This window comes from Mesorhizobium sp. M5C.F.Ca.IN.020.32.2.1, from assembly GCF_004023105.1.
Classification (GTDB): Bacteria; Pseudomonadota; Alphaproteobacteria; order Rhizobiales; family Rhizobiaceae; genus Mesorhizobium; species Mesorhizobium wenxiniae.
The window spans coordinates 1-9,966 of the sequence record NZ_RZSX01000129.1; the positions used below are offsets into that span (position 1 = coordinate 1).

General features: G+C 61.4%; 7 protein-coding genes and 2 pseudogenes. 5 read left to right on the plus strand and 4 right to left on the minus strand.

What is annotated here, in order from left to right; translation table 11 throughout:
• Both EOA86_RS09150 and glf read left to right on the plus strand, forming a co-directional pair.
• Positions 1-353 (plus strand): annotated as a pseudogene (locus EOA86_RS09150) (glycosyltransferase family 1 protein); the annotation flags it as partial.
• Between the two features lie 2 nt (positions 354-355).
• Positions 356-1,525: a UDP-galactopyranose mutase gene (glf, locus tag EOA86_RS09155; protein ID WP_128341307.1), complete on the plus strand. Its 1,170-nt coding sequence runs from the start codon at positions 356-358 to the stop codon at positions 1,523-1,525.
• Between the two features lie 24 nt (positions 1,526-1,549).
• Here glf and EOA86_RS09160 read toward each other — a convergent pair whose 3' ends face one another.
• From EOA86_RS09160 to EOA86_RS09170, 3 genes are all read right to left on the minus strand, one after another.
• Positions 1,550-2,698 (minus strand): beta-glucosidase, encoded by a 1,149-nt coding sequence (locus EOA86_RS09160; RefSeq protein ID WP_128341309.1) that lies wholly within the window; start codon positions 2,696-2,698, stop codon positions 1,550-1,552.
• A gap of 579 nt (positions 2,699-3,277) precedes the next feature.
• Positions 3,278-5,269 carry an AI-2E family transporter gene (locus EOA86_RS09165; RefSeq protein WP_164891643.1) on the minus strand — a complete coding sequence of 664 codons (1,992 nt, stop codon included), beginning with the start codon at positions 5,267-5,269 and terminating at the stop codon, positions 3,278-3,280.
• Positions 5,270-5,474: 205 nt separating this feature from the next.
• Positions 5,475-6,407: a hypothetical protein gene (locus EOA86_RS09170; protein WP_128341311.1), complete on the minus strand. Its 933-nt coding sequence runs from the start codon at positions 6,405-6,407 to the stop codon at positions 5,475-5,477.
• Positions 6,408-7,162: 755 nt separating this feature from the next.
• Between EOA86_RS09170 and EOA86_RS09180 the strand changes: the two genes are divergently transcribed.
• Positions 7,163-7,393, plus strand: a complete 231-nt coding sequence (locus EOA86_RS09180) for a hypothetical protein (RefSeq protein ID WP_127210928.1) — start codon at positions 7,163-7,165, stop codon at positions 7,391-7,393.
• A 156-nt stretch (positions 7,394-7,549) separates the two neighbouring features.
• Here EOA86_RS09180 and EOA86_RS09185 read toward each other — a convergent pair.
• Positions 7,550-7,903, minus strand: a pseudogene (locus EOA86_RS09185) (cupin domain-containing protein).
• A gap of 352 nt (positions 7,904-8,255) precedes the next feature.
• On the opposite strand from EOA86_RS09185, the gene EOA86_RS09190 reads away from it, so the two are divergent.
• The gene (locus EOA86_RS09190; protein ID WP_029351215.1) at positions 8,256-8,618 is read left to right on the plus strand and encodes an SPW repeat protein; all 363 of its coding nucleotides are present in this window, start codon (positions 8,256-8,258) and stop codon (positions 8,616-8,618) included.
• Positions 8,619-8,922: 304 nt separating this feature from the next.
• The coding region (locus EOA86_RS09195; RefSeq protein ID WP_164891644.1) for an acyltransferase at positions 8,923-9,966 on the plus strand (1,044 nt) is incomplete at its 3' end.

Sequence of the window (9,966 nt, forward strand, 5' to 3'; positions counted from 1 at the left end):
ATCTCAGGCACTGGAGCGCCGGCTGGATGCCGTTCGCGCTCAACGAGGCGACACGCTATATCAGCCCGACCAAAACTCCTGAGTTCCTGGCTGCCGGACTGCCGGTGGTCTCCACGGCGATTGTGGACGTCGTGCGCACCTATGGCGCCGAAGGCCTGGTCGACATTGTTGACGCCGAAGACATCGAAACCAAGCTTCGGTCCCTTCTGTCACGTCCCCGGAATTTCCTGTTGAAGGAAGTCGATGCCTACCTCGCCAACATGTCCTGGGAACGAACGTGGGACGCTATGGCTGCCCATATCCAGCGCGCCTATGCAATGAAAAGCATTGTGCCTTTGCGCCGGGGAGCCTGACCATGTTCGATTGGTTGATTGTCGGCGCCGGCTTCGCTGGCAGCGTGCTCGCCGAACGCATCGCATCGCAACGGCTGGAAAGCGTCTTGCTCATCGACCGGCGAAATCACGTCGGCGGCAACGCTTATGACTGTTACGACGAAGCTGGAATTCTGGTCCACCGCTATGGGCCGCATATATTCCACACCAACGCCCAATCGATCATAGACTACCTCTCGCAGTTCACCGAATGGAGGCCTTACGAACATCGCGTACTGTCTTCGGTCGACGGAAAACTGCTGCCGATACCGATCAACCTCGACACGATCAATCGTCTGTACGATCTTGAATTGACGCCCGAGCAGTTGGAGGAGTTCTTCGCATCCCGACGAGAGACGGTCGAGGAAGTCCGGACAGCTGAAGACGTAGTTGTGAGCACCGTTGGCAGGGAACTCTACGAAAAATTCTTTCGCGGCTATACAAGGAAGCAGTGGGGTGTCGATCCGGCCCAACTAAGTAAGTCCGTGACTGCGCGGGTCCCAACGCGGATCAACCGCGATGATCGCTACTTTGGCGACACTTTCCAGAATATGCCGGCTGGCGGGTATACACGCATGTTCCAGCGCATGCTGGACAACCCAAGGATCAAGATCATGCTGCAGACCGATTATCGCGAAATTCGCGACAAGATCCCCTTTCAGCGGATGATCTACACTGGGCCGGTCGATGAGTATTTCGACTGGAGCCTTGGTCGTCTGCCTTATCGGTCACTTCGGTTCGAGCACGTGACACTTGATTGCGAGCAGTTTCAGCCGGTCGCCGTTGTCAACTATCCGCAGACGGAAAACTATACCCGCATTACCGAGTACAAGCATCTGACCGGACAGCAGAGTCCTAAGACCAGCCTGACTTACGAATATCCAACCGACATCGGCGATCCCTATTACCCGGTGCCGCGGGCGGAAAACGAGGCGCTGTACAAACGCTATGAAGCACTGGCAGCGGCGTGCCCCGAAGTGTGGTTCGTCGGGCGCCTGGCCACGTACCGCTACTACAATATGGATCAGGTTGTCGGTCAGGCTCTGGCGACATTCGCGCGCATTCAACAGAGCCTGCCGGCAAACGGCACGGTGCAGATGCTTACGCAGCGGACGATGCTCGGCCAACATTCGGAGCAGTTCCCCACCTACTGACGTAGCCCGCCCCTTCTTCGACCGCTACGAAACAGCTGCCGCGAACAGTGTGCGCTGGCGCTCCAATTCATTTGCAACCGGCTGGCGAAGACTGCGCGAACCGTCGGCATGAATCGTGGAGAATAAGCCGACTTCCGCGTGGCGCGAATTGTCCCAGCCGGGATACGCAGTCACCGGGTACAGACATATACCCTGAATCGGGGCACCACGGCTCATTGCGTCGCGGACCTCATCGCAAACATAATGGAGCCATGCCGGTCGGCCTGATCCTTCAGCGCCTGTCTCGGCGATAAACATGGGCTTTCTGTAGCGCTCTGCGACTTCGACCAACATGTCGGAAAGCGCCCGATATTCGTGGTGGCCCATCGGTATCGTTGGCCCCTGAAAGTACCATTGGTTGTGCGGATAAAAGTTAAGTCCGATGACGTCGACACAGTCCTCGGCGCCGCCCAATTCGGGCTCGGCACGGCCCGTCAGCATGTCATAGGCTTCAAACTGGCCCTGACGGACATTTTCCGCGCGCCGCTGCTCGGCACGACTACGGTCACGGGGAGCAACATGGATTAGCGGTTCAGCCCATATGAACCGGCAACCAGGTTCGGCATCGCGCATCGCCTTGACGCCCGCAACCGCTGCCCTCACAAGCTGTCGCTTGAACCATCGCCGCTTCTTCGGCCCCACGCGTGGGAAATAGCCGACCTCTATCGCCCATGCTAAAAATGAGATCTCATTGATCGGGCACACCAAGGGAGCTACTCCTGTGATGGAGCGATGGACTCGGACAGCTTCAGCGGCGAAGCGGACATAGGCTTCTGTAAAGTCTGGGGCGCCTTGGTCTACGTGATCTGGTGAGCCATAGTGGAATATATCCCAGACGACCTGCACCCCCGCCGCGTGAGCCGCTTCGATCATTGAGATCCAACCCGACCAGTCGAAGACTCCTGGCGCAGTTTCAATCAGGTGCCAGCGCAAGCCGTCGCGGATCGTGCGAAGCCCAAGGGCAGCACAGCTGCGATAGTCGCCGAGAGCATGTTTGTCGTGTGCGGTTGCGCGAATCAAATCGAGGCGCACTCCGTCGCCGCGCCGATGCGAGGAACATTCGAAGCCAGCCATGAAGAAGCTGGCAAACGCGGACGGATATTCGCCCGGCGGACGCGCCGGCTCGTCGCTCATGCGTGCGATCCGTCGGCCAAGGCTCGCGCCAGCGCTCCCGCTAGGCGATCGACCATTGCCAGTTCCGACCCGCACCACAATTTCTTTCGGGCCGCCATCACCTCGCCTCTGAGTGGTACGGGTGCAAGCGTGGAATGTTGACCAAGCGAGCGAGAGCGGAGGCGAGTCCAGGTGTTGTCGGTGAGCAGAGGTCGACCTCAGAATGACAGACTGGCGCTCTCAAGCCCAGCCTCGTTGATCGTCGTCGCGCTGCATTGTCCCTCCTAATGGAATCCGAGGAAGGAGAAGATCGCAAGCACGACAACAATAAAGCCGATGAGATGGCGCAATCTCCCCCACATTGCGTACCGAACTTGCCTGCGACCGTGAGGTTCCCCTTCGGTTGAAATATTTCTGGTTGGGCGGTCGACCCGCCAACTTGGCATTTCTGCTCCGTACCTTTGACGCCCACGCGACTTCAGCCCTCGCTACGCTTACTGACTGATTTTGATTGGTGTGATCGCGGACGCCAGGTGGGCGACGTCAGGAATGCGCCAGACATGATTATGAGCCCACGCCCTCGCCGCCCCTGTCCCGCGCTCATTTTGCGGCGGCAAGCGGCGCCTTCTTGGCAGGACGCAACCGGCGGCGCATGCGGCGCTTGGCAGCGATCTTCAGCGCAACCGGCGGATCGCTCGACAACGCGCCCTGAACGGCTTCGACCATGCCATACGCCACAAAATCGGCGTTGATTTCATTGACCAATTCGATGGCTGTGTTTTTGTCGTCGCCGTCCTCCGACCAGAACACGATCCCCACCCGCAGCGCCCTTTTGACACGTTTCAGCCGACGAACCAGGAAACGGGCATGTTTGACGGAGTCGCGGTTCAGGAATCCGACCACAACGGTGTCGACAGCGTCGAGTTCGAGCCGGCGAATGCTCGCCGGTTCCATGTCGGCAAAGCTCGCCTTCGAGACCGTCGCCCCTTGCACTTCGAGCACCTGCGCCAGCATGGCGGCGGCGGCATCGTCGAGTTCCCCGCGGCCGCCGGCACAAAGCACTGAGACGTCCGTGCCATCCGGGAGTTCGATGTCGTCCTCGCTCACCCCTTGAGCCTGCTTGTCCTCATCCGCTGTGGCAGGCTCGGCCGCGGCCGGATCATCGTCCTCCTCTGCTTCCTCCCGTGCGCTATCGTCGAGGTTCGCCACCAGCGTCTGCGCGCTGGCCGCCACCTGTCGTCTTTGCTCATCGCCCATGACACCCCGCACCCGATCCTGTTCGCCGAGCAGAAGTGCGGGAATGGCGACTTTGTCATAGAATTCGAACAGATATCTTTCCTCCAGGATCTCCTCGGCGTGATCTGTGGCTTCCTCTGGATCACCGGCCAACAGCCGTTGGTAGAGCCGAGCATGCGGTTCGAGCACCGGTTCGTTGCCGAACAGAACGTCGAGGAATTCGAACTGCGGCACGTGCCTGCCGAGCACGACGAGACAGACAGTGAGCGGCGTCGACAGAACCAGGCCCAGCGGACCCCAGAGCCAGGTCCAGAAGATCGCCGCAACGATGATGGCCAATGGTGAAAGCCCGGTTCGTGAACCGTAGAGCCATGGTTCGACGACGTTGCCGGTTATCATTTCCATGGCCACGAACAGCCCGGCGGTCCATAGCACGAGCGACCAGCCGGGAGCCACGGCAAGCGCCAGGAACAAAGGCAGCAACGCACCAATGATCGGGCCGATATAGGGAACAAAGCGCAGCGCCAACGCCAGCAAACCCCACAGCAGTGCATTGGGTATGCCGAGAACCCAAAGCCCGAATGCAATCGGCACGGCATAGAGGATGTTCACCACCAATTGCATGAGCAGATATCGGCCGACCCGCTTGCCCGCTTCCTGGAGCGCCTCGGTGGTCCGATGAAGATCGCCGTACCCGACGAGGCGTATGAAACGGTCGCGCAGGTCCTCGCGCTCGAGCAGCATGAAGATGACGACGACGATGATCAGGCCGGCCGATGCCAGCGGGCTGATCAGCGGGCCGATCAGGTTCTGGAGAACCTGGAGCGGCCTTTCGCGCGCGATGATCTCGACAGGCACCGGCTCGCGCTCTGGCTCACCTGCGGTAGGCGGTGAGGTTTCCTGCCGGTCGAGTTCCTGACCAATGCGTTCGATCACGCCACTCAGCCTGGCGATGATGCCTCCGCCGACGCCGGTCTCCTTCAGGGATCGGACCTTGGTCAGGATATTCGACTGGTAAAGCGGGATGTTCTGCGCCAGTTCGCTCACCTGCGTGGCGACAATGAAAGAGAACAGCGCGAGGACCGTGAATGCACTCAGCACGCTGGCGATGACGGCCGGAAGACGGGGAAGGCCGACTCGCTTGAGTCCGGAAACTATGGGTGCGAGCGCAAAGGTAAGCAGCAGAGCGATTGCGATCGGCAGGAAAACCTCGCGCCCGAAGTACAGGGCCGCAACCGCCGCCACGACTGTTGCGACGGTGGGCAGTGACATGCGCGGGAGGGTTCTGGCAGAGGAAACAACGCCCATCACCCCGGGCTCGGCGGGGTGCATGCCGTTTCGACGATTGGCCGCCACTTGATACCTCCGCCCTGCCATAGCCATGATCAGGCATATTGAGCCGGCGTGCAACTTTCGCTTCTTCGCGCCGGCGAGTTCGAAGACGCGATCGGCAAGGGCGGCGCTTTGCGGCCCAACTGGACAGCCGGACGGGCGCTTCGGTCGCCGGACAAAACAACTGACGTGGTGATCGGTTCCGCACAGGCAGAAGACGAGGTCAGGCTTAATCCGAATGACGCAGCCAATGGCGGTCGAACACGTCGAGGATGCCTCGGAACTCGGCCGGCGGGATCTGGCTAGCACCGCCGTCCTTGCTGTCTCCGGCGAGGAATTGCGCCAGCTGCCGGTCGACCATTTCCGGCTGCTCAATTGCCACGCCGAGCGAAGCCAGATCATCGGCGATCGACCCGTCGGGCGGCAGATATCCGCCCCATCCCTGGGGCGCCCGATTGCGCAAGCGGATCATCAGGATCCTGGTCAGGGACGGCTGCGGCTCCGGGCCGATGATGGTGGTGCCGCATAGATAGCCGCCAAGCACGCTTCCGGGCCGCGAGTGCGGAAACAGGCAGAGGAAGAATTGGGCTTCGCCGCTGGTTTCCTTCAGATGCGCATAAAGGCCGCGTTTTGCCGACGTCATCAGCCCTCCGAGCAGCAGCTGCCCGGTCGGCAATGCCTCGCGATAGGCGGCAGTCAGGCCGTGCGCCCCCGGCCCGGTCTCTATCGAAAGACTGCCCCTGATCAACTGGCCACGATAATAGGGCGACAGGGCGCGCGAATAACATGCATAGGTTCCGGCAAGGGCCAATCCAAGGTTTCGCTCTTCATGCCCGGACGCCGTCTCGAACCGCGCGCCGACGCGGCGTTCCAGTTCGGCCCTCTCGACGCCGTGGCGGGCGCAGATCGCCGCCGTGAAGCCTGGCAGGTCGCTCTCTGCGATCCAGGCGCCGGGCTGCTCCAGCTTGAGAAGCTTCGACCAGTCGTCGTAGACGCTGAGTTCGCGCGGCTGGGCGCGGCCCTGCAGCCATTTGTCGGCACGGCCGAGATCGAACGCCGTCTTCGGGTTGACGCCTCGGAACGCCGCCGCCAAATCCTTGCGAGCGACGGTTCCCAGCAGGGCCGCAGTCAACCGTAACTTCTGCGCGATATGCTGTGCCATCCCACCCGCCCCTTTATGCCACCGCGAGGCATAACATGTGCCAGACCTTGCTCCCACCGCATTCATGTGGGCCGGACTTCTCCTAAAGTCCCATATTCCAGGAAATCCGCAGAATTCCACGCCGCTCCACGCGCCTACCCTTTTCGCCCTGCCGGGCAGCACTAAGGTCGCGCAGGGCAAGGGCAAGTTATGAAACTCACGCTAACTAGGCTTGAATACCAACACCCCTCCTCAGTCATTTGAACGACAGCGAAGCCGAGCTCTCGCAACCAGCAGAAACCAGCGTAGATGCCGCCGCAACAAAGTAAGGAATAATTCGATGTCCCGGACTGCTTCTCCCAAAATCCCCTTCACCGCGGTGCGGCTGGATCCGCCGCACTGCTGCTGCTGACCTTCGGGCCGGATGGACCGTCGCGTGCTGCTGCCGGCTCGCGCGCGGCAGCGACATATGGCAAGGCGGCTCCTGTGTCGCCGGCCATCGAGCCGACGCGCATTGAAGTCGACGGCGGCGCGCACGTGATACGCTTTTACATCGACGGCAAGCAGGTCGCCCTGCTAGACTCGACCGGCTTCAAGGATTGAACTTACGGGTCGGCGCGGCTGCGTAAGCCTAACTCGCGCCGGTTCCTTGCAGCCGCGCTTTTCCACAAGCCATATTCCAGGAATTCCGGAGAATTCCACGCCATTCCACACAGCGGCGGTGTTCGGGCCGGCGGCTGGGGTTAACCTTACGTTAACCATTGAGGGACGCCGTCATGAAACTTGCCCTGTCTGCACTTCTCGCCGTGCTCGCACTTTCACAAACCGTGGAGGCTAAAACGAAAGTCGTTGCGACAGATGCGAAAGCGGCCACAGCCGAGAAAACCCGGCCGCCGCTCGACAAAAAGTCCACCGGCGGGATCAACGCCTCGTCCGGTGCGATGGCGGCGCCGGCCGACAAAAATGTGTCCAGTCCGTATCCGCCGGCGATCTATTTCGATTTCTAGAGTTTCATCCATCCCCTAATGGAGGGACTCTATCCTTTTATTTCGACCGCACCACGCTTGTGGTGGCCGGGATCGACAGGCCCTGGGGATCGACAGGCCCCGGGATCAATAGACTTGGCGGCGGCGCGCCAAGCCGCGATAGGTTCGCCTCCGGCCTCAGCCGACCCTGACGACGAAATGCTTCGTCACCGGCTCGATGATCTTCCACGTTTCCTTGAAATCGGCCTCGACCACGAAGGCATCGCCGGGACCGACTTCGACGGGCGCGCCGCCATCGGGCGTGATGACGATGTGGCCTGATATCATGTGCACGAATTCATAGTCGCTGTAGGTCGCGTGATAGGTGCCGGGAGTAGCCTGCCATGTTCCCGACATGACCTTGTCGTCCTCTGTGGTGTGCTGGACGGCGGTCTTCATGGTTGGGTTGCCGTCGACCACGACCCAGCCCGCGAGATCGCCCGCCTAGGCGTTTTCGACTGCGCCGAATTTGAGGATGGTCTTCTCTGTCATGGTCGGGCTCCGTTTGGAACTGTGCCGGCATTGGCTGCCGGTCAATAGCCGAAGCACCTGACATGAGCAACGTGGGCCTGCCCGCATTATCAGCAGCAATGGCACGGTTGCCACGTGCCGCTACGCTTGACGTTGCCCTCATCCTCCCGAGCAGCCGAAGCCTCCGGGAACCGGCGCTTCTGAATTGCGCAGGCGGATGGCAGACGCGGCGTCGCCGCGGTACGGAACCGACGCCAGGGCCGGCCGTCCGGCGCCACTCCTTGAAAGCCGTCGAAAGTACGATATATCAATGACTAAGCGTGCGTTGCACGCGACGTAGTGCTTTGGTCAAGCTTCATCTGTGGAGGTTGTCATGGCAAACAATCTGATGGAAGGAAAGAAGGCCCAGGATTGGATCAATCTGATCCTTGCGGCATGCCTGTTCATCTCACCTTGGGTCATCGGCTTCGCTGCTGAAACCGCTCCTGCGTGGAACGCCTGGATTGCCGCAGTCGTGCTCGGCGCCCTGGCTCTCGCGGCGCTTTCGGTATTCGCCGAATGGGAAGAGTGGGTGAACCTTGTCGTCGGGCTCTGGCTGATCGCCTCGCCCTGGCTGCTCGGCTTCGTGGCGAACGCCAACGCGATGGCGACCCATGTTGTCCTCGGCGTGCTGGTGGTTGCGGCATCGGCCTGGGCAGTCTGGGACTCTCGTCATCATCCGCCAGCGCATGCGTGATTGGTGACGACCAGGGGAGGAGCCCGGCGCGCGAGCGGCGAGCTCCTTCTAAGCCTGAGATCGGTACGCGGGCCCGCTAGCCGGGCCATTGTCTTCCTTGTGCTCGAAAAACACCCCGCCGCGCCGGGTGCATATGGCAGCGTCGCCGCGGCGCTTCCTGGTCTAGCCGCCGACGAGCACACCCCCTGCACTCCGCCAACTCCACATATGTTGCACTGCGTTAGATTTGTTGCATTGCAATATCGGTGCATCGCGTCGAGCCTTCGCAACGGGTGGCTTTTCAACGACCACACGAGGTTTTGCCGTGTCAGCATCGTTTCGGCCTGATATCGAAGGGCTGCGTGCACTGGCGGTGTCGGGCGTCGTCGCGTTCCATTTCGGTCTGTCGGACCTGCCGGGCGGCTTCACCGGCGTCGACATCTTCTTCGTCATCTCCGGCTATCTGATCACCGGCCAGCTGCTGCGGGAAATGGCCGAGGACGGCAGGCTGAACCTGTGGCGGTTCTACGCAAGGCGCGCCCGGCGCCTGCTGCCGGCCTCGCTGTTCGTCATCTTCGCCACGCTTGTCGCGGGTTACTTCATCCTGTCGCCGGACGAACAGGCGCTCTATTCGAAAGGCGCCATGTTCGCCTCGGCCTATGCGATCAATTTATGGCTGATCCGCTGGTCGTTCGACTATTTCGCCCCCGATGCGGCGAACAACCCCTTCATCCACTTCTGGTCGCTCTCCGTCGAGGAGCAGTTCTACCTCGTATGGCCGGCACTGCTTCTGCTGGCCGCATGGCTGCGCCCGGGCAAGTGCACGGCGATCCTGGTGATCGGCCTCGCCGCCGCGGTGTCGTTCGCCGTCTGCGCCTGGCTCACCACCGTGGCGCAGCCCTGGGCCTTCTATTTCTCGCCGCTCAGGGCCTGGGAATTCGCCGCCGGCGGCCTGGCGACGATGGCGCCGGCAAAATTCTGGCGCGAGCGCCCGCAACTGGGCGCAGCACTGGCATGGCTTGGCCTGGCGCTGATCGCCGGGGCCTATCTGACCTTCAGCGAACAAGCCACCCCCTTCCCCGGCGTCGCGGCGGTCGTGCCGGTGGCCGGCACCGTGCTGCTGCTGCTCAGCGGCTCCGGCAATGTCCAAAGAGGGCCTAGCGCCATGCTGGCGCTGCCGCCCTTGCAATGGGTGGGGAAACTTTCCTACTCGCTTTATCTCTGGCACTGGCCGGTCATCGTCTATGCGACGATGATGGTTCCCGACCTCTCCTGGCCCGGGCGGCTTGCCTGCGCAGCATTGACGCTGGCTCTGTCGATCTTCACCTATAGTTTCATCGAGAACCCGATCCGCCGCAACGTCTGGCTG